The sequence below is a fragment of the Streptomyces sp. NPDC006208 genome, from assembly GCF_040613775.1.
GTDB lineage: Bacteria > Actinomycetota > Actinomycetes > Streptomycetales > Streptomycetaceae > Streptomyces.
In genome coordinates, this window is the sequence record NZ_JBEXSW010000018.1 from 73841 (window position 1) to 96497 (window position 22657).

The 22657-nt window shown below is 69.9% G+C and carries 26 protein-coding genes and 5 tRNA genes; 24 read left to right on the forward strand and 7 right to left on the reverse strand.

All coding sequences use genetic code 11. The annotated features are described in order from the left end of the window. Window positions 1-105: 105 nt before the first annotated feature. The 6 genes from ABZ208_RS16885 (at window position 106) to ABZ208_RS16910 (ending at window position 1392) form a co-directional block, all read left to right on the forward strand. Complete coding sequence (locus ABZ208_RS16885; protein WP_356910242.1) at window positions 106-825, forward strand: HAD family hydrolase; 720 nt, start codon at window positions 106-108, stop codon at window positions 823-825. A gap of 87 nt (window positions 826-912) precedes the next feature. Beyond that, window positions 913-984, forward strand: a tRNA-Gln gene (locus ABZ208_RS16890). A gap of 21 nt (window positions 985-1005) precedes the next feature. Continuing rightward, window positions 1006-1078, forward strand: a tRNA-Glu gene (locus ABZ208_RS16895). Between the two features lie 62 nt (window positions 1079-1140). Next, a tRNA-Glu gene (locus tag ABZ208_RS16900) sits at window positions 1141-1213 on the forward strand. A 16-nt stretch (window positions 1214-1229) separates the two neighbouring features. Then, window positions 1230-1301: transfer RNA gene (locus ABZ208_RS16905), tRNA-Gln, on the forward strand. 18 nt (window positions 1302-1319) lie between these two features. Beyond that, window positions 1320-1392: transfer RNA gene (locus ABZ208_RS16910), tRNA-Glu, on the forward strand. 41 nt (window positions 1393-1433) lie between these two features. Here ABZ208_RS16910 and ABZ208_RS16915 read toward each other — a convergent pair. Further along, the gene (locus ABZ208_RS16915; protein WP_356910243.1) at window positions 1434-2072 is read right to left on the reverse strand and encodes a MerR family transcriptional regulator; all 639 of its coding nucleotides are present in this window, start codon (window positions 2070-2072) and stop codon (window positions 1434-1436) included. Window positions 2073-2175: 103 nt separating this feature from the next. On the opposite strand from ABZ208_RS16915, the gene ABZ208_RS16920 reads away from it, so the two are divergent. Then, the gene (locus ABZ208_RS16920; RefSeq protein ID WP_356910244.1) at window positions 2176-2664 is read left to right on the forward strand and encodes a DUF4188 domain-containing protein; all 489 of its coding nucleotides are present in this window, start codon (window positions 2176-2178) and stop codon (window positions 2662-2664) included. Between the two features lie 15 nt (window positions 2665-2679). On the opposite strand, the gene ABZ208_RS16925 is transcribed toward ABZ208_RS16920, so the two are convergent. After that, a complete protein-coding gene (locus ABZ208_RS16925; RefSeq protein ID WP_356910302.1) occupies window positions 2680-2889 on the reverse strand; it encodes a nickel-binding protein in 210 nt (69 codons plus the stop codon). A gap of 193 nt (window positions 2890-3082) precedes the next feature. After that, window positions 3083-3799, reverse strand: coding sequence for an IclR family transcriptional regulator NdgR (gene ndgR / locus ABZ208_RS16930; protein ID WP_026278050.1), 717 nt, complete (start codon window positions 3797-3799; stop codon window positions 3083-3085). A gap of 144 nt (window positions 3800-3943) precedes the next feature. On the opposite strand from ndgR, the gene leuC reads away from it, so the two are divergent. The 4 genes from leuC (at window position 3944) to ABZ208_RS16950 (ending at window position 7077) form a co-directional block, all read left to right on the forward strand. Next, on the forward strand, window positions 3944-5368 hold the full coding sequence (gene leuC / locus ABZ208_RS16935) for a 3-isopropylmalate dehydratase large subunit (protein ID WP_356910245.1): 1425 nt from the start codon (window positions 3944-3946) through the stop codon (window positions 5366-5368). A gap of 5 nt (window positions 5369-5373) precedes the next feature. Then, window positions 5374-5967: a 3-isopropylmalate dehydratase small subunit gene (gene leuD / locus ABZ208_RS16940; RefSeq protein ID WP_356910246.1), complete on the forward strand. Its 594-nt coding sequence runs from the start codon at window positions 5374-5376 to the stop codon at window positions 5965-5967. A 104-nt stretch (window positions 5968-6071) separates the two neighbouring features. Next, window positions 6072-6299: a hypothetical protein gene (locus tag ABZ208_RS16945; protein ID WP_328396025.1), complete on the forward strand. Its 228-nt coding sequence runs from the start codon at window positions 6072-6074 to the stop codon at window positions 6297-6299. A 142-nt stretch (window positions 6300-6441) separates the two neighbouring features. Next, on the forward strand, window positions 6442-7077 hold the full coding sequence (locus ABZ208_RS16950) for an HU family DNA-binding protein (protein ID WP_356910247.1): 636 nt from the start codon (window positions 6442-6444) through the stop codon (window positions 7075-7077). A gap of 91 nt (window positions 7078-7168) precedes the next feature. Here ABZ208_RS16950 and ABZ208_RS16955 read toward each other — a convergent pair whose 3' ends face one another. Together ABZ208_RS16955 and cofC are read right to left on the reverse strand one after the other, a co-directional pair. Continuing rightward, complete coding sequence (locus ABZ208_RS16955; protein ID WP_328396021.1) at window positions 7169-7372, reverse strand: hypothetical protein; 204 nt, start codon at window positions 7370-7372, stop codon at window positions 7169-7171. A gap of 10 nt (window positions 7373-7382) precedes the next feature. Next, window positions 7383-8078 carry a 2-phospho-L-lactate guanylyltransferase gene (cofC, locus tag ABZ208_RS16960; protein ID WP_356910248.1) on the reverse strand — a complete coding sequence of 232 codons (696 nt, stop codon included), beginning with the start codon at window positions 8076-8078 and terminating at the stop codon, window positions 7383-7385. Between the two features lie 158 nt (window positions 8079-8236). Between cofC and ABZ208_RS16965 the strand changes: the two genes are divergently transcribed. From ABZ208_RS16965 to ABZ208_RS16975, 3 genes are read left to right on the forward strand one after another with little or no spacing between them, the layout of a single operon-like run. Further along, window positions 8237-8989 carry a lysophospholipid acyltransferase family protein gene (locus ABZ208_RS16965; RefSeq protein ID WP_356910249.1) on the forward strand — a complete coding sequence of 251 codons (753 nt, stop codon included), beginning with the start codon at window positions 8237-8239 and terminating at the stop codon, window positions 8987-8989. Then, window positions 8986-9996, forward strand: a complete 1011-nt coding sequence (locus tag ABZ208_RS16970; RefSeq protein ID WP_356910250.1) for an NAD(P)H-dependent glycerol-3-phosphate dehydrogenase — start codon at window positions 8986-8988, stop codon at window positions 9994-9996. The genes ABZ208_RS16965 and ABZ208_RS16970 overlap by 4 nt, the downstream gene beginning before the upstream one ends. Window positions 9997-10030: 34 nt before the next feature. After that, a complete protein-coding gene (locus ABZ208_RS16975; protein WP_356910251.1) occupies window positions 10031-11188 on the forward strand; it encodes a D-alanine--D-alanine ligase family protein in 1158 nt (385 codons plus the stop codon). A gap of 393 nt (window positions 11189-11581) precedes the next feature. Here ABZ208_RS16975 and ABZ208_RS16980 read toward each other — a convergent pair whose 3' ends face one another. Then, window positions 11582-11815, reverse strand: a complete 234-nt coding sequence (locus ABZ208_RS16980) for an Lrp/AsnC ligand binding domain-containing protein (protein WP_356910252.1) — start codon at window positions 11813-11815, stop codon at window positions 11582-11584. A 227-nt stretch (window positions 11816-12042) separates the two neighbouring features. Between ABZ208_RS16980 and ABZ208_RS16985 the strand changes: the two genes are divergently transcribed. Then, entirely contained in the window at window positions 12043-13014 is a 972-nt protein-coding gene (locus tag ABZ208_RS16985; RefSeq protein ID WP_356910253.1) for a thiamine-phosphate kinase, read from the forward strand. A gap of 10 nt (window positions 13015-13024) precedes the next feature. Continuing rightward, window positions 13025-13828 carry a bifunctional hydroxymethylpyrimidine kinase/phosphomethylpyrimidine kinase gene (thiD, locus tag ABZ208_RS16990; protein WP_356910254.1) on the forward strand — a complete coding sequence of 268 codons (804 nt, stop codon included), beginning with the start codon at window positions 13025-13027 and terminating at the stop codon, window positions 13826-13828. Window positions 13829-13919: 91 nt separating this feature from the next. On the opposite strand, the gene rpmB is transcribed toward thiD, so the two are convergent. After that, the gene (rpmB, locus tag ABZ208_RS16995; RefSeq protein WP_003957616.1) at window positions 13920-14105 is read right to left on the reverse strand and encodes a 50S ribosomal protein L28; all 186 of its coding nucleotides are present in this window, start codon (window positions 14103-14105) and stop codon (window positions 13920-13922) included. Between the two features lie 263 nt (window positions 14106-14368). Between rpmB and ABZ208_RS17000 the strand changes: the two genes are divergently transcribed. From ABZ208_RS17000 to rnc, 8 genes are all read left to right on the forward strand, one after another. Then, a complete protein-coding gene (locus tag ABZ208_RS17000; RefSeq protein ID WP_356910255.1) occupies window positions 14369-15958 on the forward strand; it encodes a DAK2 domain-containing protein in 1590 nt (529 codons plus the stop codon). 289 nt (window positions 15959-16247) lie between these two features. Beyond that, window positions 16248-18368, forward strand: coding sequence for an ATP-dependent DNA helicase RecG (recG, locus tag ABZ208_RS17005; RefSeq protein ID WP_356910303.1), 2121 nt, complete (start codon window positions 16248-16250; stop codon window positions 18366-18368). A gap of 111 nt (window positions 18369-18479) precedes the next feature. Continuing rightward, window positions 18480-19064: a 16S rRNA (guanine(966)-N(2))-methyltransferase RsmD gene (rsmD, locus tag ABZ208_RS17010; protein ID WP_356910256.1), complete on the forward strand. Its 585-nt coding sequence runs from the start codon at window positions 18480-18482 to the stop codon at window positions 19062-19064. A 26-nt stretch (window positions 19065-19090) separates the two neighbouring features. Next, a complete protein-coding gene (gene coaD / locus ABZ208_RS17015; protein ID WP_356910304.1) occupies window positions 19091-19573 on the forward strand; it encodes a pantetheine-phosphate adenylyltransferase in 483 nt (160 codons plus the stop codon). Between the two features lie 94 nt (window positions 19574-19667). Continuing rightward, window positions 19668-20759: a cell division initiation protein gene (locus ABZ208_RS17020; RefSeq protein WP_356910257.1), complete on the forward strand. Its 1092-nt coding sequence runs from the start codon at window positions 19668-19670 to the stop codon at window positions 20757-20759. A 135-nt stretch (window positions 20760-20894) separates the two neighbouring features. Next, window positions 20895-21542 (forward strand): DUF177 domain-containing protein, encoded by a 648-nt coding sequence (locus ABZ208_RS17025; RefSeq protein WP_356910305.1) that lies wholly within the window; start codon window positions 20895-20897, stop codon window positions 21540-21542. Between the two features lie 2 nt (window positions 21543-21544). Continuing rightward, a complete protein-coding gene (gene rpmF / locus ABZ208_RS17030) occupies window positions 21545-21718 on the forward strand; it encodes a 50S ribosomal protein L32 (protein ID WP_026165248.1) in 174 nt (57 codons plus the stop codon). Between the two features lie 19 nt (window positions 21719-21737). Beyond that, a complete protein-coding gene (rnc, locus tag ABZ208_RS17035; protein WP_356910258.1) occupies window positions 21738-22601 on the forward strand; it encodes a ribonuclease III in 864 nt (287 codons plus the stop codon). Window positions 22602-22657 lie beyond the last annotated feature (56 nt).

The following is a 22657-nucleotide window of genomic DNA, read 5'->3' on the forward strand; positions in this document are numbered from 1 at the left end:
GATCATGCCGATCCGCGCGGTCCTCCGGGACATCGACGCCGCATTGTTCGGGGGATGACCCCCGAACCCCCCGGCAGGGGGCGGCGTGCGGGGTACCGTCGGATCATGCCCATCCGCGCGGTCCTCTGGGACATCGACGACACGATCTTCGACTACACCGGTGCCGATCACGCGGGAATGCAGCAGCACCTGAGCAACGAGGGCCTGCCCGACGGATATGCATCCGTCGGGCAGGCCCTTGGCCGTTGGCGGGAGCTCACGGATCACCACTGGGCCCGGTTCGCCGCCGGAGAGACCGACTTCCAGGGGCAGCGCCGCGACCGGGTGCGCAGTTTCCTCGGCAGGGAACTGTCCGACGACGAGGCCGACGCCTGGTTCGGCCGCCATGTCGTGCACTACGAAGCCGCCTGGGCGCTCTTCCCGGACGCCCTGCCCGTCCTTGACATGCTCGCCCATGACTATCGTCACGGTGTCCTGTCGAACTCGAGCATCCACAACCAGGACCGCAAGCTGCGCGTCCTGGGCGTGCGCGACCGTTTCGAGGCCGTCGTCTGCGCCGTCGAGCTGGGCCTCTCCAAGCCCGATCCTGCGGCCTTCCACGCCGCCTGCGAGGCGCTTGACCTGGCTCCGCACGAAGTTGCCTACGTGGGGGACCAACCCGACATCGACGCCGGCGGGGCCGTGGCCGCGGGGCTCGTCGGTATCTGGCTGGACCGTGCCGGACTCGGCGGGCGCCCCGAGCTGACCAGGATCACCGGTCTCGACGAGCTACCCGGGGTGCTGCGGGCGGATACCCGTTTTGGAGCGCCGTCCACCTTCGGGTAATGTTCTTCCTGCGCCGCCCGAGCGGGCCGAAAGGCCGACCGGGAGGCGCACAACAGAATGAGACCCCCGCAGGGGGTTGATTTTTGATGGCCTATGGTGTAATTGGCAGCACGACTGATTCTGGTTCAGTTAGTCTAGGTTCGAGTCCTGGTAGGCCAGCTCGCAGAGCTCATCTGCAAAGCCCCCGTTGTGTAGCGGCCTAGCACGCTGCCCTCTCAAGGCAGTAGCGCCGGTTCGAATCCGGTCGGGGGTACAGATCCTTCCCGCGTGATCACCTGGGTCGCACCCGACTGATCACGATGCAGGATCGCTAGGGCCCCCGTTGTGTAGCGGCCTAGCACGCCGCCCTCTCAAGGCGGTAGCGCCGGTTCGAATCCGGTCGGGGGTACTGGTCTAAACCACCATGGGCTATGGTGTAATTGGCAACACGAATGATTCTGGTTCATTTGTTCTAGGTTCGAGTCCTGGTAGCCCAGCAGATCGAAGCAGATCTTGCCCCCGTTGTGTAGCGGCCTAGCACGCCGCCCTCTCAAGGCGGTAGCGCCGGTTCGAATCCGGTCGGGGGTACGCGAAGGAAAGCCCCTCCCCTGTCGGGGGAGGGGCTTTTCTCATGTGTAGCGCCGGCGTGACTCCTCCGCCTGTGCCAGTCTGCGCAGGCTCAGCAGCACCGGCTCGTACAGCACCGTGAACGCCACCGCCGCCTCCAGCTGTTCTTCCTCCCGCTCGTACCGCTCGATCAAGTCCAGGTCGGCGACGGCCAGTTCGGCGGCCGAGCGGGCGTACGGCAGCAACTCGGCCACATCGCAGGGGTAGCCGAGCCGGTCCATCGAGGCGATCGCCTCGACCAGCATCCGGTACGCCGGTGACTTGTACCCCGCCTCGTGGCCGAAGCTCCAGTCGAGCCGCTCCAGCAGGGCGTCGGCGGTCCGCAGGGCGGCCTGGGCGGCCGGATCCTGCTCGTCCGGGTCCGGACCGTGCGCAATGGCCCACACGGCTGCGCCGAGGCGCATGTGGTGGTCGAGCGAGTCGTCGTCGACGGCGGCGAGCACCTCGCGGGCGGTGGCCACCGGTACCCGTCCGACCTGGATCAGGGCCCGGACCAGACGCAGGCGGCGCAGATGGTCGTCGTCGTACTCGGCCTGGGTGGCGCTGACCCGGTGCCCGGGTGGCAGCAGCCGCTCACGCAGGTAGTACTTGATCGTGGCGGTGGGTACGCCACTGCGTTCGCTGAGCTCTGCCAGTCGCATCGTCGGGCATCCTTAACGCTTGCCAAAATTATTGGAGAGTGACACTATCCAAGCGTAGATAGATAGCTCCACTATCCAATCTTCCTCGCAAGGGGGAACCGCGATGAGCAACCAGCCGATCCCGGGGCGCATGACCGCCGAGTCGCAGGACGGAGTGACTGTCTTCCTCATCGGGATGCGCATCAACAGCTTCCGTGCGGTGCGGAGTTGGTGGCCGACCTTCACCGCCATGCCGCGCATGCTGAGGGAACTGTCGAAGGAGGAGGACAGCGGACTGCTGGGGTACCAGATGCTGTTGGGCGGACCCCGGCTGACCTACGTCGTCCAGTACTGGGAGTCGACCGAGAAGCTCCTCGCCTACGCCTCCCAGCCGGACAAGGAGCACCGCCCCGCCTGGGCCGCCTTCAACCGCCGGATGCGTGAGGGCAAGGGCAAGGTGGGTTTCTGGCACGAGACGTATGTCGTCCCGGCCGGTTCCTACGAGTCCGTCTATGTGAACATGCCCGCATTCGGTCTGGGCGCGGCGACCGGCGTCGTTCCCGTCGGCCGCCGCGGCGACCGGGCCGCCGACCGGCTGAAGCCGGCGGTCTGACAGAGGTTCGCCGGGTCACACGCTGAGCGGGACAGGGTTTCTCTCGTCCGCGGGGTGGCCCGTGCGCTCGTGCACACGCTGCACGGCCTCCGCCGACGGGCCTTCGGGCAGGCAGTAGACGGTGCCCGACGCCGGGTCGGCCCAGGCCTTCTCGAAGTGCACACCCTCTTCGCCCTCGATCGCCAGGTCGGCCCGGTGTGCCTCGCGCAGCTGGTCGCCGGTGATGCCCTGGTCCTGCCGGCCCGGCCGGGCGTACCGACCGGTGCGTGTGGATCCCTCGGCACTTCCATGCTGCACCCACCGCGTGCGGCCGCCCGCGCCGGAAGACGGTCTGTCGCGGGCGCCCGTGGCGGCACAAACACGTCCGGCCGGCCCCTGCGGCGTTGAAGGGGCCGGCCGGACGTGGACGAAGGGGGGTTCAGCCTGAGCGGCGCAGGGCCTCGCTCAGTCGTGCCGCCGCGTCGATGACCGCCTGGGCGTGCATCCGGCCCGGGTGGCGGGTCAGACGCTCGATCGGTCCGGACACCGAGACGGCGGCGACCACGCGGTTGGACGGGCCGCGTACCGGTGCGGAGACCGAGGCCACGCCCGGCTCGCGCTCGCCGATCGACTGGGCCCAGCCCCGGCGCCGTACGCCCGAGAGCGCCGTGGCCGTGAAGCGGGCACCCTGCAGTCCGCGGTGCAGACGCTCCGGCTCCTCCCAGGCCATCAGGATCTGGGCCGACGAGCCCGCCTTCATCGTGAGCGTCGAGCCGACCGGCACGGTGTCCCGCAGTCCGGACAGCCGCTCGGCCGCAGCCACGCAGATGCGCATGTCGCCCTGCCGGCGGTAGAGCTGCGCGCTCTCGCCGGTGACATCGCGCAGGTGGGTGAGTACGGGCCCGGCCGTGGCCAGCAGCCGGTCCTCGCCCGCCGCGGCGGCGAGCTCCGCCAGCCGCGGGCCGAGGATGAACCGGCCCTGCATGTCCCTCGCCACCATCCGGTGGTGTTCCAGTGCCACGGCCAGCCGATGGGCCGTGGGTCGTGCGAGCCCTGTCGCCGCGACCAGCCCGGCGAGGGTGGCCGGACCGGACTCCAGAGCGCTCAGAACCAGAGCTGCCTTGTCGAGAACGCCGACGCCGCTAGAGTTGTCCATGCAACGATATTCACGTCTCACACTGTGAAACGCAAGTTCAAATTTCCGGGGAACTTGCGACGCTGTAGTTGCGGCCCGCGGACCAACGGGCTCTGCACAAGATCTCTAGTTGTGTCGGCGGCACAGTCGGCCGGAGGGAAAGCGATGGGTAGGACACTCGCGGAGAAGGTCTGGGACGACCATGTCGTCCGGCGCGCCGAGGGCGAGCCCGACCTCCTCTTCATCGATCTGCATCTGCTGCACGAGGTGACCAGCCCCCAGGCTTTCGACGGGCTTCGGCTGGGCGGCCGCCAGGTGCGTCGTCTCGACCTCACCATCGCGACCGAGGACCACAACACCCCGACCCTGGACATCGACAAGCCGATCGCCGACCCGGTCTCGCGAGCCCAGCTGGAGACGCTGCGCAAGAACTGTGCCGAGTTCGGTGTCCGGCTGCACCCGCTGGGCGACGTCGAGCAGGGTGTCGTCCACGTGGTGGGCCCGCAGCTGGGCCTGACCCAGCCCGGCACCACCGTGGTCTGCGGTGACTCCCACACCTCCACCCACGGTGCGTTCGGCGCCCTGGCATTCGGTATCGGCACCTCCCAGGTCGAGCATGTGCTGGCCACCCAGACGCTGCCGCTGGCCCGCCCCAAGACCATGGCCATCACGGTCGAGGGCGAACTGCCCGACGGCGTCACCGCCAAGGACCTGATCCTGGCCATCATCGCCAGGATCGGCACCGGCGGCGGCCAGGGCTATGTCCTGGAGTACCGCGGCTCCGCCATCGAGAAACTGTCGATGGAAGCCCGGATGACCATCTGCAACATGTCGATCGAGGCGGGCGCCCGGGCGGGCATGATCGCTCCGGACCGGACCACGTTCGACTATCTGGAGGGCCGCGATCACGCGCCCGAGGGTGACGACTGGGACGCCGCCGTCGAGTACTGGAAGACGCTGCGCACCGATGACGACGCGGTCTTCGACGCCGAGGTGTTCATCGACGCCTCCGAACTCTCCCCGTTCGTCACCTGGGGCACCAATCCCGGTCAGGGCGCGCCCCTGTCGGCACATGTCCCCGACCCGGCTTCGTACGAGGACGCTTCGGAGCGCCTGGCTGCCGAAAAGGCCCTGGAGTACATGGGGTTGACCGCCGGGCAGGCATTGCGTGACATCAGGGTCGACACCGTCTTCGTAGGCTCGTGCACCAACGGCCGCATCGAGGACCTGCGCAACGCCGCCTCGATCCTGCAGGGCCGCAAAGTCGCCGACGGCGTACGGATGCTGATCGTTCCCGGCTCGGTTCGGGTCGCGCTGCAGGCGGTGGAGGAGGGCCTGGACAAGGTCTTCAAGGACGCCGGCGCCGAATGGCGGCACGCTGGCTGCTCGATGTGTCTGGGCATGAACCCCGACCAGCTGGCGCCCGGCGAGCGTTCCGCCTCCACCTCCAACCGCAACTTCGAAGGCAGGCAGGGCAAGGGCGGCCGTACCCATCTGGTCTCGCCGCAGGTCGCCGCCGCCACCGCGGTCCTCGGCCACCTGGCCTCACCCGCCGACCTGTCCGACACCCGTACGCCCGCCGGAGTCTGAACACCATGGAAGCTTTCACCACGCACACCGGCCGGGCCGTCCCGCTGCGACGCAGCAATGTCGACACCGACCAGATCATCCCGGCGCACTGGCTGAAGAAGGTCACCCGGGACGGCTTCGAGGACGGACTCTTCGAGGCCTGGCGCAAGGACTCCGAGTTCGTGCTCAACCGCCCCGAGCGGCAGGGTGCCACGGTGCTGATCGCCGGATCCGACTTCGGCACCGGTTCCTCGCGCGAACACGCCGTGTGGGCGCTGCAGAACTACGGCTTCAAGACCGTCATCTCCTCCCGGTTCGCCGACATCTTCCGCGGTAACTCGCTCAAGAACGGGCTGCTGACGGTGGTGTTGGAGCAGAAGATCGTCGAGGCCCTGTGGGAGCTGACCGAGGCCGACCCGACCGTGGAGATCACGGTCGACCTCGAGACGCGTCAGGTTCTCGCCCCGGGCATCACCGCCGACTTCGAACTCGACGAGAACGCCCGCTGGCGACTGCTGAACGGTCTCGACGACATCAGCCTCACCCTTCAGAACGAAGCGGACATCGCCGCCTACGAGGCCGGCCGGCCGGCCTTCAAGCCGCGGACGATTCAGGCCTGAGCAGCGCTTTTCCCGAACTGCGCCCCCCACCGCCCGGTGGGGGGCGCAGTCGGTTGTTGAGGTCCGGCCGGGCGACAACTCGCCCCAGATGGCACAATCGGTGCATGGACCGTGACAGCCAACTCGAGCTCTACGAGGCAGTCGCGGCCCGATTGAAAGAGGCGCACACAAGAGTGCGCGAACTGCAAGTCCCGGAGGGCGTAAGGATGGCGCTGTCCCGGAAGCTGCTGGTCGTCACGGCAGCGGCGAAGCACGATCTCCCGGACGCGGCAAGGCGTCTGGACCGGTTGATGAACGACCTCGATGAGGGTCGTTTCCCCGAAGGCGACTGACACCCAGAACTCCGAGGCGGTCGACATCGTTGCGGCACTAGGGTGATTAGCCCGTTTCGTGTTTGATTTGCGGTATATATCTGCCTAACGTGCGAAAAAGCCTGGACCGATTCGTTCCGGCAATGTCTCCGAAGGGGAAGACGTGAACAAGGCGCAGCTCGTAGAAGCGATTGCCGACAAGCTCGGCGGCCGTCAGCAGGCCGCGGAGGCTGTCGACGCGGTACTTGACGCGATCGTCCGCGCAACAGTCGCCGGAGACCGGGTTTCGGTCACCGGCTTCGGCTCGTTCGAGAAGGTCGACCGCCCCGCCCGTTACGCCCGCAACCCGCAGACGGGTGAGCGCGTGCGGGTCAAGAAGACGTCCGTTCCGCGCTTCCGTGCGGGCCAGGGCTTCAAGGACCTGGTGAGCGGCACGAAGAAGCTCCCCAAGGGTGGCGAGGTCGCCGTCAAGAAGGCTCCCAAGGGCAGTCTTTCGGGCGGTATTTCCCGCACGACGGCCAAGGCCGCGGCCAAGAAGGCCACCGCCAAGAAGGCCGTCGCGAAGAAGACCACCGCCAAGAAGGCCGTCGCGAAGAAGACGACGGCGGCCAAGAAGACCGCGGCGAAGAAGACGACCGCCAAGACCACGGCGGCCGCCAAGAAGACCACGGCGGCGAAGAAGACCGCTGCGGCCAAGAAGACCGCGCCCGCCAAGAAGGCCACGGCCAAGAAGGCTCCGGCCAAGCGGGCGACGTCCCGCAAGACCACCGCCAAGAAGACCACTGCCAGGAAAAAGTAAGCGGCACACGGTCGTACAGCCACTCACGCGCCGGGCCGGTTTCCCCTTCGGGAGACCGGCCCGCGGCGTGTCCGGAGTGCTGCCGCGGGTGTCAGAAGGTCTGCAGCGTCACCAGCGTGATGCGGCGCGCCTCGCCCTCGCCCTCGGTCTCGATCCGTACCCGCTGCCCCGGCCGCAGCAGCCGCAGCCCGCCCGCGTCGAAGGCGGCGGCATCGAACTCCACCGGGGTGCCGTCGTCGAGCAGCACGCTCCCGCTGCGGGTTTCGGGGTCGTATGTGTACGAGGTCGCCTGCATGCGCGGCAGCCTATCCGCCCGCCCGGCCGTCCAGAACGCGGGCGCCGGCCGCCCAGCGCCCAGCCGTGTACGGACCCGCCCCCAGCGCCAGCGCGGCCATGAGGTCCTGGGCGGTGTCCACGTCCTGGCGCACGGAATCGACGCCGTCGAGAAGGATTTCAACGGCGCCGGACATCAAATGCCGACGGCGCGAAGGGCCGCCGAATGCGGGCCTGAATTCGGCGCCCGGCGCGGCGGTGAGCAATGTCGTGCCCATTCCTGCCGCATCCGCCAGAAATGCCCGATTGAATCCCGAGGCGGCGTCAAGTACACGTGCCAATTCCGCGGGACGCAATGCGGGGAGATCCGCGTTGAGCGCGGCGACCGGAGCGCCGGGACGCACGGCGCGCACCGCGGCGGAGCCGTGCGCGAGGGCCGCATTGAGGCCGGCCGCGGGCGTGTCCGGCACGATCCGTGCCCCCAGCGCCGCGAGTGCGACCGCAGCCGCCGGATCGTCCGTGACGACCACCACATCGCGTACGGCGGGACAGGACAACGCGGCGGCCACGGTGTCCTGCGCGAACGCGAGCGCCAGATGCGGCCGCAGGCCCGCGTCCGCCGCGTCCGCCAGCCTGCTCTTGGCCTGGGCGAGGGGCTTGAGCGGGACGATCAGCGACCACTGTGGGGTCGGGTCGGTGTTCGCGGCGGGCTCCGGGTCGATGCGCATCGCGCCCATTGTGGCTCGCTGTGGCAAGCTGCCGGGGGCCGGGCTGAGGGCCGCTCGCGGGGTCGGGGCGTACGGTGTTCTCGACAGACCAGGGGCCTGGGGCGACACTTGACCCCCAGCAGCCAGGCAGTAGCCCGGTCATAGAGGAAGGTGTCCGAGTGTCCCGCCGTAGAATCGGCTTCTGGTACCGCCTGGCGGCGGTCATCGCAAAGCCGCCGCTGGTCGTTCTGTTCAAGCGGGACTGGCGGGGAATGGAACACATTCCGGGCGACGGCGGATTCATCACCGCGGTCAACCACAACTCCTATCTGGACCCGCTGTCCTACGCGCACTTCCAGTACAACACCGGACGAGTGCCGCGCTTCCTCGCCAAGGCCGCTCTGTTCAAGGGCTCCTTCGTCGGCACGATGCTGCGCGGCACCCAGCAGATCCCTGTCTACCGCGAGACCACCAACGCGCTGGACGCCTTCCGCGCCGCCGTGGACGCCATCGAGCGCGGTGAATGCGTGGCGTTCTACCCCGAGGGCACCCTCACCCGCGACCCGGACATGTGGCCGATGGCCGGCAAGACCGGCGCCGCACGGGTCGCCCTGATGACCCGCGTCCCGGTGATCCCCGTCGCCCAGTGGGGCGCCAACCTGGCGATGCCGCCGTACGCCAAGGAGAACAAGCTCCGGCTGTTCCCGCGCAAGACGCTCCGGGTGCTCGCCGGACCGCCCGTCGACCTGGACCGTTTCTACGGCCTCGACCCCACCCCCGACGTGCTGCGCGAGGCGACCGAGGCCATCATGGCCGCGATCACCGCGCTGCTGGAGGAGGTACGCGGCGAACAGGCGCCGGCCGAGCCGTACGACCACCGCACCGCCCGTGCGGAACAGCGGCGCAGGGCCGCTGAGGAGGAAGCGAAGTGACCCACCCGGTCAAGGCAGCCGTCTTCGGAACAGGCTCGTGGGGCACGGCGTTCGGCATGGTGCTCGCGGACGCGGGCTGCGAGGTCACCCTCTGGGGCCGTCGCGCCGAACTCGTCGACGCGGTCAACACCACCCGAACCAATCCCGACTACCTGCCCGGGATCGAGCTCCCGGCCGGCATGCGGGCCACCACCGACCCGGCCGAGGCGCTGCACGGCGCGGACTTCACCGTCCTTGCCGTCCCGTCCCAGACCCTGCGCGGCAACCTCGCCGCCTGGGCGCCGAAACTGCCCTCCGACACCGTCCTCGTCTCGCTGATGAAGGGCGTCGAACTCGGCACCGCCAAGCGGATGAGCGAGGTCATCGAGGAAGTGGCCCAGGTGCCCGCGGAGCGCGTCGCCGTGGTCACGGGCCCCAATCTCGCCAAGGAGATCGCCTCCCGCCGCCCGGCCGCCGCCGTGGTCGCCTGTCGCGACGAGGCCGTCGCCCGCCGCCTGCAGGCCGCCTGCCACACCCCCTACTTCCGCCCCTACACCAACACCGACGTCGTCGGCTGTGAACTGGGCGGTGCGGTGAAGAACGTGATCGGGCTCGCCGTCGGCATCGCCGACGGCATGGGCCTGGGCGACAACGCCAAGGGCTCGCTGATCACGCGCGGTCTCGCCGAGACCACCCGGCTCGGCCTCGCGATGGGCGCCGACCCCCTCACCTTCTCCGGACTCGCCGGCCTCGGCGACCTGGTGGCGACCTGCTCCTCCCCGCTGTCCCGGAACCACACCTTCGGCACCAACCTCGGCCGCGGCATGACGCTCCAGGAGACCATCGCGGTCACCAAGCAGACCGCGGAAGGCGTCAAGTCCTGCGAATCGGTGCTGGATCTGGCGCGTCGGCACGGCGTCGACATGCCCATCACCGAAACGGTCGTCGGCATCGTCCACGAGGGGAAGCCCCCAGTGGTCGCGCTCAAGGAGCTGATGTCGCGCGCCGCCAAGCCCGAGCGGCGCTGACGCACGGCGTACCAGCAGGTACGCTCATCGCGATATGAGCACCGAGAACCTCCCCCAGAGCCCCGAGCAGCAGCTCCGTAAGCCGCGCGTGGCGGTCGTCTTCGGCGGCCGCAGCTCCGAACACGGGATCTCCGTGGTCACGGCCGGCGCGGTGCTGCGCGCGATCGACCGCACCAAGTACGACGTGCTGCCGATCGGCATCACCACCGACGGCCGGTGGGCGCTGACCGCCGACGAGCCGGAGCGGATGGCGATCACCGACCGCAGGATGCCGAGCGTCCATGACCTCGCAGAGTCCGACGAGGGCGGCGTGGTGCTCTCCGTCGACCCCGGCAGCCGCGAGGTCGTCTACAGCGAGCCCGGAGCCGTGCCCAAGGCGCTGGGTGAGGTCGACGTCGTCTTCCCGATGCTGCACGGCCCGTACGGCGAGGACGGCACCCTCCAGGGGCTCCTCGAGCTGGCGGGCGTGCCCTACGTCGGCTCCGGTGTGCTCGCCTCGGCCGTCGGCCAGGACAAGGAGTACATGAAGCGCGTCTTCCTCTCCTTCGGACTGGCCGTCGGACCGTACGAGGTGATCCGGCCGCGTGAGTGGGAGCAGGACCAGGCCTCGGCCCGCAAGAAGATCATCGACTTCGCGGGCGAGCACGGCTGGCCGCTGTTCATCAAGCCTGCGCGGGCCGGGTCCTCGATCGGCATCACCAAGGTCGACGACCTCTCCGGCCTCGACGAGGCGATCGAGGAGGCACAGCGCCACGACCCCAAGATCCTGGTCGAGGCGCTGCTGCGCGGCCGCGAGATCGAGTGCGGGGTGCTCGAGTTCGAGGACGGCCCGCGTGCCAGTGTCCCGGCCGAGATCCCTCCGGTCAGCAGCCACGACTTCTACGACTTCGAGGCGAAGTACATCGACTCGGCGTCCGGGATCGTTCCGGCGCCGCTGACCGGCGAGCAGACCGCCGAGGTACAGCGGCTCGCGGTACAGGCCTTCGACGCGGCCTCGTGCGAGGGCCTCGTGCGCGCCGACTTCTTCCTCACCGAGGACGGCGAGTTCGTCATCAACGAGATCAACACGATGCCCGGCTTCACGCCGATCTCCATGTACCCGCGTATGTGGGAGGAGAGCGGCGTCAGCTATCCGGAGCTGGTCGACCGGCTGATCCAGGCCGCGCTGCGCCGCCCGACGGGACTGCGCTGAGGCCCGGACTGGGCCCGGTTCCCAGGGGCGTCGACAGCGGCCGGCGCCGCCGGGTCGACGGAGCCGGCCGGCGCGGCGGGCAGGTCGCGCGGCACGTTTCGTGAGCGGGCGGCTTCGGCCCGTGCCCCCGCATCCGGCCGTACCTGTGCATGTCCTCGGCCTCCACTCGTCTTCTCCGGCCGGGGGACCCCGCAGCGCAGTACGATCGCGGCGTCGCCCCGGCCGGCGGCCGGTCCGGACGAGGGCCCGGCTCCGGCGGGGGCCGGGAACCGTGACCTGCGCCGCCGCGTCCGTCGATGAGAAGCCCTCGGGGGGCGGCGTCACGACGGCCGACGGCGGACAGACAGAGGGACCGGCGAGGCGATGATGTCACCGGCCAGGTGCAGACGGGGGCTACAGGTGCACGACCGGGCAGGTCAGCGTACGCGTGATGCCTTCCACTTGCTGGACCTTGGCGACCACCATCCGACCGAGATCATCGACCGTGTCGGCCTGGGCACGCACAATCACGTCGTACGGGCCGGTCACGTCCTCGGCCTGGATCACACCAGAAATCCTGCCGATGGTCTCGGCGACCAGCGACGCCTTGCCCACCTCGGTCTGAATGAGGATGTACGCCTGTACCACGGAGCCTCCAGGGCGGCACGAGGATCATGTCCCCTACCGTCGGTGGGGAGATCCCAGGGAGAGGGGTCGCCACGGTATCGCGTCGCCATGGGCCACGGGGAGACCCGCGCGCAGGACGGCGCCCGCAGCGTGGCGTACGGAAAGCAGAAGTTGACGTATCTCTTGAAGGTACCTACAGCAGTGACCGCTCGCGACCGCAAGCGCACTGGGGCAGAAGGGGCACAGCGATGAAGGGCACTGTGGGCGAGCTGGGGGAGTTCGGGCTGATCAGGGAGCTCACCTCCCGGCTCACCTCCACCCCCGCGGTACGGCTCGGCCCGGGCGACGACGCGGCGGTCGTGGCCGCGCCCGACCGCAGGGTCGTGGCCAGCACGGACCTCCTGCTGGAGGGGCGGCACTTCCGCCGCGACTGGTCGACCGCGTACGACGTCGGACGCAAGGCCGCGGCACAGAATCTCGCCGATATCGCGGCGATGGGCGCGGTACCGACCGCCCTGCTGCTCGGCCTGGTCGTACCGGCCGAACTCCCGGTCACCTGGGCAACCGAGCTGATGGACGGTATCCGGGACGAGTGCCAGGTCGCCGGGGCGGCGGTGGTCGGCGGCGATGTCGTCCGCGGGGACGTCATCACCCTCGCCATCACCGCACTTGGGGATCTGCGCAACCACGAGCCGGTCACCCGGGCCGGTGCCCAGCCCGGCGATGTCGTCGCCTACACCGGCTGGTTGGGCTGGTCGGCCGCCGGGCACGCGGTGCTCTCGCGCGGCTTCCGCTCGCCGCGCGCCTTCGTGGAGGCCCACCGCAGACCCGAACCGCCGTACCACGCGGGCCCCGCGGCCGCCGGGCTCGGCGCCACGGCGATGTGCGACATCAGTGACGGCCTCGTCGCCGACCTCGGACACATCGCCGAGGCCAGCAAGGTGAGGATCGATCTGCGCTCCGGACTGATCGACATTCCCTCGCAGATGAACGACATCGGCCAGGCCGTCGGCGTCGATCCGCTGCAGTGGGTGCTGACCGGGGGAGAGGACCACGCGATCGTCGCGACGTTCCCGCCGGACGCGAAGCTGCCCGCGCGCTGGAAGGTGATCGGCGAGGTGCTCAACCCGTCCGCGCTTCCGCAGGTGACCGTGGACGGTGCGCCGTGGACCAGCAAGGGCGGTTGGGACCACTTCGGCGACATCGAGGACGGCAAGTAGATTCGGGGGCATGGACATACGCCCTCGCGCCGTACCTCCTCGTGTGCTCACCGTCGCCGGATCCGACTCCGGCGGCGGTGCGGGCATTCAGGCCGATCTCAAGACCATGCTGGCGCACGGGGTGCACGGTATGAGCGTGCTGACCGCCGTCACCGCCCAGAACTCGCTGGGGGTGCAAGGCGCGTGGGAACTGCCTGCCGAGGCGGTACGGGCCCAATACCGCAGCGTCGTCGACGACATCGGCGTCCAGGCCGTGAAGACCGGCATGCTGGCGTCGGCGGAACTCGTCGAGACGGTCGCGGAACTGCTCGCGGACACGGACGCGCCGGTGGTCGTGGACCCGGTCGGCGTCTCCAAGCACGGCGATCCGCTGCTGGCGGCCTCGGCTCTCGAATCCGTGCGGACGAAGCTGCTGCCGGCCGCCACCGTGGCCACCCCCAACCTCGACGAGGTCGCCCAGCTCACCGGTGTGGTCGTCGAGGGCGAGGCCGGGATGCGCCGTGCCGCCGACGCGGTGCTGGCCTTCGGGCCGCGCTGGGCGCTGATCAAGGGCGGGCATCTCGCCGGGGACGCGGTGGACCTGCTGACCGACGGGAGCGAGGAGCACTGGCTGCGTGCCCCGCGCCACGACAACCGGCACACGCACGGCACGGGCTGCACGCTCGCATCGGCGGTCGCGGCGTCCTTGGCCCAGGGGATGGCTGTCCCGGAGGCCGTACGGGCGGCCAAGGAGTACGTGACCGGGGCCATTGCCGCTGGGTTCGCGCTCGGTGGCGGGATCGGCCCGGTGGATCACGCCTGGCGCCATCGCTGACGGGCGCGCCGGAACGGCGAAAAGCCGGTCCACCGAGGTGGACCGGCTTTCAAGGCAACCGCAGGGGCTGCGCTACGACGAAACGTCGGCGTTAGCGCGAGACCTTGCCGGCCTTGATGCACGAGGTGCAGACGTTGAGCCGCTTCGGCGTCCGACCGACCACGGCACGCACACGCTGGATGTTCGGGTTCCAGCGACGGGACGTACGGCGGTGCGAGTGCGAAATGTTGTTGCCGAAGCCCGGCCCCTTGCCGCAGACGTCGCAGTTGGCAGCCACGGGTCACTCCAAAGACTTCAGATGCACTTACAGTGAATTCCGGCGCGACCGGAATCAGTGATCTGATTGGTGGCTTTGCCGGGGGAATGGCCCGACTCTCATCGGGCAACCGGAGCAGCATACAACGGCTGCGTCCGAGATACGAAACTACCATGCCTTCCTTCGCCCCCGCCCAGCTCCCAGGTGGTGGCCGGGGTCTACGCTGCGAGGCAGCCCGCAGCCCGCAGCCAACGGCCGCACGGCCGTTCAAGGAGGATCACCAGGTGCCGCAGTCCCTCGACGCCGAAGCGGTACGCGCCTGGTGCTCACTGGCGCTGGAGGCCCTGGGCCGGGAGCGCGAGGAGATCGACGCGATCAATGTGTACCCGGTCGCGGACGGTGACACCGGAACCAATCTGTATCTGACCGTGGAGTCGGCGGCCCAGGCGGTGGATGCGGTCTTCGCCGCGCATGAGACCGGGAAGTCGGCGCCCGCCCTGGCCGATGTGGTGCGGGCGATGGCGCACGGAGCGCTGCTGGGTGCCCGCGGGAACTCGGGGACGATCCTGGCGCAGCTGCTGCGGGGCATGGCGGAGCGGATCAGCGGTGGGCAGGACCTGGCCGGAGCGCTGCGGCGGGCTGCGCAGCTGGCGCGCGAAGCGGTCGCGCATCCCGTCGAGGGCACCATCCTGAGCGTGGCCTCGGCCGCCGCGGACGCTGCGGCGAGCTCACCGACGGACGCGGCCCGCGCGGCGTACGCGGGCGCGCGCGCCGCGCTGGAGGAGACGCCGCGGCAGCTCGAGGTACTCGGCCGCGCGGGTGTCGTCGACGCGGGTGGACGCGGGCTGCTGATGGTGCTCGGGGCGCTGGTCGAGGCGGTCGCGGGGGAGGCTCCGGTCGCGCCCGTACTGGCCCATGCGCGGCGTGAGCCACAGACGGACGCGCTGCGGCCGTGCGCCGACGGCGGGCCCGCGTTCGAGGTGATCTATCTGCTGGAGGCGGACGACGCGGCGGTGGCCCGGCTGCGGACCCGGCTCGACGGGCTCGGCGACTCGCTCGTCGTCGTCGGCGGCGACGGCCTGTGGAACGTCCATGTGCACGTCGACGACGCGGGTGCCGCGGTCGAGGCGGGGGTGGAGGCCGGGCGGCCCTACCGGATCCGTATCACCCACTTCGACAGTGCGTCTCCCGCGTCGACGACGCGGGAACCGGTGCAGCGGGCCGTCGTTGCGGTCGTGCCCGGGGAGGGCCTGGCCGGCCTGTGCACGGAGGCGGGCGCGACGACCGTGCCCGCGCGGCCGGGGGAACCCCCGGCCAGCGGCGAACTCGTCGAGGCCATCCGCCGGGCCCACGCCCGCGAGGTGGTCCTCCTCCCGAACGACCCGGCCCTGCGCCACACGGCCGCCGCGGCCGCGGAACAGGCCCGCACCGAGGGCATCCGTGTCGCGCTGATCCCGACCCGTTCGCCGGTCCAGGGCATCGCGGCCCTGGCCGTACATGAGCCGGACCGCCGCTTCGACGAGGACGTGGTCGCCATGACGGCGGCCGCGGGCGCGACCCGCTACGCCGAACTGGCCGTCGCGGAACGGCAGTCGTGGACGTCCGCGGGGGTGTGCCAGGCCGGTGACGTCCTGGGCCTGATCGACGGCGACGTGGCGGTAATCGGCGCGGATGTGACGGCGACGGCCGTGACGGTGCTGGACCGGATGCTGTCGTCCGGCGGTGAACTGGTCACTCTCGTCCTGGGTGCCGCCGCTCCGGAAACACTGGCCCACAGCCTGGAACGCCACGTCCGCGAGGGCTATCTGGCGGTCGACACCGTGACGTACGAGGGCGGCGACGCGGGGACGCCGCTCATGATCGGCGTGGAGTAGGAGGAGCCGGCCACCGGCGGAACCGGGCCCGTGACCAGGCGAAACCCGCCGGTGCGCGACGACTGTCGGTGCGGTGGTGTGCAATGGATCGCGTGTCCGCACTGGATGAACCGCTCAAGACCCCCGGTCCGGCGACCGCGAGGGCCGTGGCCGAGCACCTCGACCTGGCTGTGTTTTCCCGGGGGGCGACCCCCGGACCCCCGGCAGGCTGCGGGGCAGGGGTGTGCCGGGAGGCGCTGTGCTGAGTGAGACCCTCAAGAAGACTCTCGGTCCGGCGACCGCGAAGGTCATGGCCGAGAACCTCGATCTGCATACCGTCGGCGATCTGCTCCACCACTACCCCCGGCGGTACGAGGAGCGCGGGCAGCTGACGCGGCTCGACGAGCTGCCGCTCGACGAACACGTCACCGTGGTCGCCCAGGTCGCCGACTCCCGCGTGCACACCTTCAACGGCGGCCGCGGCCAGCGCCTCGAAATCACCATCACGGACGGCAGCGGCCGGCTCCAGCTCGTCTTCTTCGGGCGCGGTGTCCACAAGCCGCACAAGGATCTGCCGCCCGGCAGCCGCGCGATGTTCGCCGGCAAGGTCTCCATGTTCAACCGCAAGCTCCAGCTCGCCCACCCGACGTACGAGAAGCTGGACGCGGACAGCGGCGACGGCGCGGTCAGCGCCTTCGCGGGAAAGCTCATCCCGATCTACCCCGCCTGCAAGGGCCTGGAGTCCTGGAAGATCGCCAAGGCGGTCGACGCGGTCCTGCCCCAGGCCCAGGAAGCGCTTGACCCGCTTCCGCCCGCCCTGCGCGACGGCCGCGGATTCGTCGCCCTCCCCGAGGCGCTGCTCAAGATCCACCGCCCGCAGTCCAAGGCGGACATCGAGGACGCCCGGCAGCGTCTGAAGTGGGACGAGGCCTTCGTCCTCCAGGTCGCCCTCGCCCGGCGGCGGTTCGCCGACACACAGCTGCCCGCCGTCGCCCGCAGACCCGCACCGGACGGACTGCTCGACGCCTTCGACACCAAACTGCCCTTCACCCTCACCGAAGGCCAGCAGCAGGTCAGCAAGGAGATCTTCGACGACCTGGCGACCGAGCACCCGATGCACCGGCTTCTCCAGGGTGAGGTCGGCAGCGGCAAGACGCTGGTCGCGCTGCGCGCGATGCTCGCCGTCGTGGACGCCGGGGGCCAGGCCGCGATGCTCGCGCCCACCGAGGTCCTCGCGCAGCAGCACCACCGCTCCATCACCGAGATGATGGGCGAGCTCGCGGAGGGCGGCATGCTCGGCGGTTCCGAGCAGGGCACCAAAGTGGTGCTCCTGACCGGCTCCATGGGCGCGGCCGCGCGCCGCCAGGCGCTGCTGGACCTGGTGACCGGCGAGGCGGGCATCGTGATCGGCACCCACGCCCTGATCGAGGACAAGGTGCAGTTCCACGACCTCGGTCTGGTCGTCGTCGACGAGCAGCACCGGTTCGGAGTGGAGCAGCGCGACGCCCTGCGCTCGAAAGGCAAGCAGCCACCGCATCTGCTGGTCATGACCGCCACCCCCATCCCCCGCACGGTGGCGATGACGGTCTTCGGCGATCTGGAGACCTCCGTCCTGGACCAGCTGCCCGCCGGCCGCTCGCCCATCGCCACACATGTGGTTCCGGCAGCCGACAAGCCGCACTTTCTGGTGCGTGCCTGGGACCGGGTGCGTGAGGAGGCCGAGGGCGGACACCAGGCGTATGTGGTCTGCCCTCGGATCGGGGACGACGAGGACGAGAAGCCGAAGAAGAAGTCCGCGGAGGACGAGGCGGAGAAGCGGCCGCCGCTGGCCGTCCTGGAGGTCGCCGAGAAGCTCATGGCGGGGCCGCTCAAGGGACTGCGGGTCGAGGTGCTGCACGGCCGTATGCACCCCGACGACAAGGACGGCGTGATGCGCCGCTTCGCCGTCGGCGAGGCCGATGTGCTCGTCGCCACCACGGTCATCGAGGTCGGGGTGAACGTACCGAACGCCACCGCGATGGTGATCATGGACGCGGACCGGTTCGGTGTCTCACAGCTGCACCAGCTGCGCGGACGCGTCGGCCGCGGCTCCGCCCCCGGCCTGTGCCTGCTGGTCACCGAGATGCCCGAGGCGAGCCCGGCCCGGGCCCGGCTCGGCGCCGTCGCCGCCACCCTCGACGGCTTCGAGCTCTCCCGTATCGACCTCGAGCAGCGCCGCGAGGGCGATGTGCTCGGCCAGGCCCAGTCGGGCGTGCGCTCCTCGCTGCGTGTCCTGGCCGTGATCGAGGACGAGGACGTGATCGCCGCAGCCCGGGAGGAGGCCGTCGCGATCGTCGCGGCCGACCCGGAACTGACAGGGCTGCCCGAGCTGCGCACCGCCCTGGACGCGCTGCTGGACAAGGAGCGGGAGCAGTACCTGGAGAAGGGCTGAGCGCCCCTGCCCGGACCCGGGCGCCGCTCCGTCCGGGGACCTGCCGTGCCCGAAGCCATATCGTGGGGGTGCACCCGCCGTACCCCCACGACCCGACGAGGACACACACCCATGACCCGCGTGATCGCCGGCGCGGCCGGCGGACGCCGGCTGGCCGTACCGCCCGGCAACGGCACCCGCCCCACCTCCGACCGCGCCCGCGAAGGACTCTTCTCCAGCTGGGAGTCGCTGCTCGGCTCGTTGCGGGGCGTGCGCATCGCCGACCTCTACGCGGGCTCCGGCGCCGTCGGACTCGAGGCGCTGTCCCGGGGCGCGGACCACGCGCTGCTCGTCGAGGCGGACAGTCGCGCAGCGCGCACCGTCCGGGAGAACGTGCGCACCCTGGGCCTGCCGGGGGCAGAGGTCCGCACCGGCAAAGCGGAACAGATCGTTGCGGGACCTGCCCCGTCGACCCCGTACGACGTGGTGTTCCTGGACCCTCCGTACGCCGTCACGGACGACGATCTTGGCGAGATTCTGCTCACACTCCGCACGCAGGGCTGGCTCGCGGACGACGCGATCGTCACCGTGGAACGCAGCACCAGAGGCGGAGAATTCAACTGGCCCAAGGGTTTCGAACCACTGCGGGCCCGTCGCTACGGCGAGGGGACGCTTTGGTACGGTCGCGCCGCCTCTACGTGCGAAGACGCACGATGAACGGACCGGAGAGCGAGGGACTTCAGTTGCGCCGCGCAGTCTGTCCGGGGTCATTCGACCCCATCACCAATGGGCACCTCGACATCATTGCCCGCGCCTCCAAGCTGTACGACGTCGTACATGTCGCGGTGATGATCAACCAGGCCAAGAAAGGGTTGTTCACGGTCGAGGAACGGATCGAGCTGATCCGCGAGGTCACCGGCGATTACGGGAACGTGATCGTCGAGTCCCACCACGGCCTGCTCGTCGACTTCTGCAAGGACCGTGACATCCCTGCCATCGTCAAGGGCCTGCGCGCGGTCAGCGACTTCGACTACGAGCTGCAGATGGCCCAGATGAACAACGGCCTCTCGGGTGTCGAGACTCTGTTCGTCCCCACCAACCCCACCTACAGCTTCCTCTCCTCCAGCCTGGTCAAGGAGGTCGCCGCCTGGGGCGGCGACGTGTCCCACCTGCTGCCCCCGGTCGTCCACCGGGCCCTGGTCGAGCGACTGGCCGCCAAGGGCTGAGCTGACAGACCGTCATCCGGTGTCGGGAGGGCGCCCGCTGCCCGTACAGTCGTCCCGTCCGTCTCCCAACAGCAGTAGAGAGTGGCGAACCACGGTGGACGTGCACAAGAAGCTGGACGAGATCGTCGAGACGGTCGGCAACGCCCGGTCCATGCCCATGTCGGCCTCGTGCGTGGTCAACCGCGCCGAGCTGCTCGCCATGCTCGAAGAAGTCCGCGAAGCGCTGCCCGGGTCGCTGGCCCATGCCCAGGAGCTCATCGGCGGCCGGGAGCAGATGGTCGAGCAGGCCCGCCAGGAGGCCGAGCGGATCATCCAGTCCGCCCACGCCGAGCGCGGCTCGCTGATCTCCGACACCCAGGTCGCCCGCCAGTCCCAGGACGAGGCGGACCGCATCCTCGCCGAGGCGCGCCGCGAGGCCGACGAGATCCGGGCCGAGGCGGACGACTACGTCGACTCGAAGCTGGCCAACTTCGAGGTCGTCCTCACCAAGACCATCGGGTCGGTCGACAGGGGGCGCGAGAAGCTGCTCGGCCGAGGCCCGTCCGCCGATCTCGCCTACGGCGAGACCGAGGACGACGACGCCCCCGAGTACAGCGCCGACCCGGAGACCCTCAAGCAGCGCGCGGACCAGTACGTCGACACCAAGCTGGGCGCCTTCGAGGCCGTGCTGTCCAAGACGCTCGACGCCGTGGGCCGCGGTCGGCAGAAGCTGCACGGCCGGATCGCCACGGACGACCTCGGCGCGCACATGGCCGCCCAGGACGCCGCCGGGCCGCACCAGCACACGAGCGACGCCGACTACCTGGCGGGCCTCGCAGAGCTCGCCGAACCCGAGCCGCAGGCGGTGCCCGCCGCGCCGCAGCAGGACCCGTACGGCTACCAGCCCCAGGTCCCCGCCCAGTCCGGCACCTACGGCTACCAGGACGCCTACGCGGGCTACCAGCAGCCGGACCCGTACGCCGCCGGCTACGGAGGACAGCAGCAGGGCTACGACCAGCAGCAGTACGCCCAGCCGGACCCGTACGCCGCCGGGGCCGGTGCACACGCGGGCTACGGGGGACAGCAGCCGCAGCATCAGCAGCACCAGATTCCGGTCCAGCAGGGCGCCGCCCTCGACGAGACAAGCCTTTTCGACACCGGCATGATCGACCTGGACCAGCTGCACCGGTACGAGCAAGGGCGCTGAGAGGCCCGGATTGGGTCTATGGCGGCCGTTCCAGTATCCTGGCTCTTCGGTCGCGCGTAGTTTTGCGATCCCGGCTGTCCGCTTCGCACCGCGAATCGGGACGGCCCTCCCCACGAACCGAAAGCAGGAAGAGCCCTGAGCACGCGCCTCGACCACCGCAACCCCCTCGTGTTCGACACGCACGAGCTGGGCCGGCGTCCTGGTGCGCTCCAGCGGCTGTCCCGCACGGCCGACGCTCCGAAGGACTTCGGCATCGACGGGGTCATCGGGGTGCCGGAAGGCGCTCCGATGGAGCTGGACCTCCGCCTCGAGTCGGTCATGGAAGGGGTGCTTGTCACAGGCACCGCCCGTGCAGCGGCCGAGGGGGATTGCGTAAGGTGTCTGGAGCCGCTGCGCCATGAGGTCGCCGCGGACTTCCAGGAGCTGTTCACCTACCCCGACGCCGACGACCGGGGCCGCAGCCGTGCTGCGACCCCCGACAAGGACACGGTCGACGCCGAGGACGAGGACACGCTCTTTCTCGAGGACGGCCTGTTCGACCTCGAACCCGTGCTGCGTGATGCGGTGGTGCTCGCACTGCCGATGCAGCCGGTGTGCCAGGAGGACTGTGCAGGTCTGTGTTCCGACTGCGGGATCAACCTGAACGAGAACCCGGGCCACCACCACGACGCCGTCGACATCCGTTGGGCGGCACTGCAGGGACTCGCCGAGACCGTTCAGGACGGCGAGAAGGACAACATGGGCGGCGCCGAAGCGGGCGTCGACGAGAAGCAGGAGAAGTAGCCGTGGCTGTTCCGAAGCGGAAGATGTCGCGCAGCAACACGCGCCACCGCCGGTCGCAGTGGAAGGCTGCGGTCCCCACCCTGGTTTCGTGTGAGCGTTGCCAGGAGCCGAAGCAGCAGCACATCGCGTGCCCGAGCTGCGGCACCTACAACAAGCGCCAGGTTCTCGAGGTCTGAGCGGCTGGTGAGAGGCACGATGTCTGAGCTGTCCAATGCCAAGAAGCAGGCAGACGCAGTGAACACAGCCAACGCGGCCTCGTCCCACACCCTTCTGGAAGGGCGGCTCGGGTACCACCTCGAGTCCGCCCTTCTGGTGCGCGCGCTGACGCATCGTTCGTACGCGTACGAGAACGGCGGGCTGCCCACCAACGAGCGGCTGGAGTTCCTCGGGGACTCGGTGCTGGGCCTGGTGGTCACCGACACGCTGTACCGCACCCACCCCGACCTGCCCGAAGGCCAACTGGCCAAGCTGCGGGCCGCGGTGGTCAACTCTCGTGCGCTGGCGGAGGTCGGTCGCGGCCTGGAACTCGGTTCGTTCATCCGGCTCGGCCGGGGCGAAGAGGGCACGGGCGGCCGGGACAAGGCGTCCATCCTCGCCGACACACTCGAAGCAGTGATCGGCGCGGTCTATCTCGACCAGGGCCTCGAAGCGGCGTCCGAGCTGGTTCACCGGCTCTTCGACCCGCTCATCGAGAAGTCCTCGAACCTCGGAGCCGGCCTGGACTGGAAGACCAGTCTCCAGGAGCTCACGGCTGCCGAGGGGCTCGGAGTCCCGGAGTATCTCGTCACCGAGACCGGCCCGGACCACGAGAAGACCTTCACTGCTGCCGCCCGCGTCGGTGGTGTCTCGTACGGCACCGGCACCGGCCGCAGCAAGAAGGAAGCGGAGCAGCAGGCGGCGGAGTCCGCGTGGCGGGAGATCCGTTCCGACGCGGACGAGCGTGCGGCGGCGGCCAAGGCCGCGGCCGAAGCGGGTGCCGCGCTGGACGAAGGGGCCGCCGAAAGCCCTTCGGATCCTGCACCTTCGGATCCTGCACCTGTGGACCGGGCATCCGCCTGACCCGCATGTGAGGCTGTTTTCCCCCGAGGTCCCTCGCCCCTGGCGAGGGACCTCGG

Bases quoted from the DNA above. Each gene is read 5' to 3' on its own strand.
- ABZ208_RS16885 (WP_356910242.1), top strand. From the start codon at position 106: ATGCCCATCCGCGCGGTCCTCTGGGACATCGACGACACGATCTTCGAC.
- ABZ208_RS16915 (WP_356910243.1), bottom strand. From the start codon at position 2,072: ATGCGACTGGCAGAGCTCAGCGAACGCAGTGGCGTACCCACCGCCACG.
- ABZ208_RS16920 (WP_356910244.1), top strand. From the start codon at position 2,176: ATGAGCAACCAGCCGATCCCGGGGCGCATGACCGCCGAGTCGCAGGAC.
- ndgR (WP_026278050.1), bottom strand. From the start codon at position 3,799: ATGGACAACTCTAGCGGCGTCGGCGTTCTCGACAAGGCAGCTCTGGTT.
- leuC (WP_356910245.1), top strand. From the start codon at position 3,944: ATGGGTAGGACACTCGCGGAGAAGGTCTGGGACGACCATGTCGTCCGG.
- leuD (WP_356910246.1), top strand. From the start codon at position 5,374: ATGGAAGCTTTCACCACGCACACCGGCCGGGCCGTCCCGCTGCGACGC.
- ABZ208_RS16945 (WP_328396025.1), top strand. From the start codon at position 6,072: ATGGACCGTGACAGCCAACTCGAGCTCTACGAGGCAGTCGCGGCCCGA.
- ABZ208_RS16955 (WP_328396021.1), bottom strand. From the start codon at position 7,372: ATGCAGGCGACCTCGTACACATACGACCCCGAAACCCGCAGCGGGAGC.
- cofC (WP_356910248.1), bottom strand. From the start codon at position 8,078: ATGCGCATCGACCCGGAGCCCGCCGCGAACACCGACCCGACCCCACAG.
- ABZ208_RS16975 (WP_356910251.1), top strand. From the start codon at position 10,031: ATGAGCACCGAGAACCTCCCCCAGAGCCCCGAGCAGCAGCTCCGTAAG.
- ABZ208_RS16985 (WP_356910253.1), top strand. From the start codon at position 12,043: ATGAAGGGCACTGTGGGCGAGCTGGGGGAGTTCGGGCTGATCAGGGAG.
- thiD (WP_356910254.1), top strand. From the start codon at position 13,025: ATGGACATACGCCCTCGCGCCGTACCTCCTCGTGTGCTCACCGTCGCC.
- recG (WP_356910303.1), top strand. From the start codon at position 16,248: ATGGCCGAGAACCTCGATCTGCATACCGTCGGCGATCTGCTCCACCAC.
- rsmD (WP_356910256.1), top strand. From the start codon at position 18,480: ATGACCCGCGTGATCGCCGGCGCGGCCGGCGGACGCCGGCTGGCCGTA.
- rnc (WP_356910258.1), top strand. From the start codon at position 21,738: ATGTCTGAGCTGTCCAATGCCAAGAAGCAGGCAGACGCAGTGAACACA.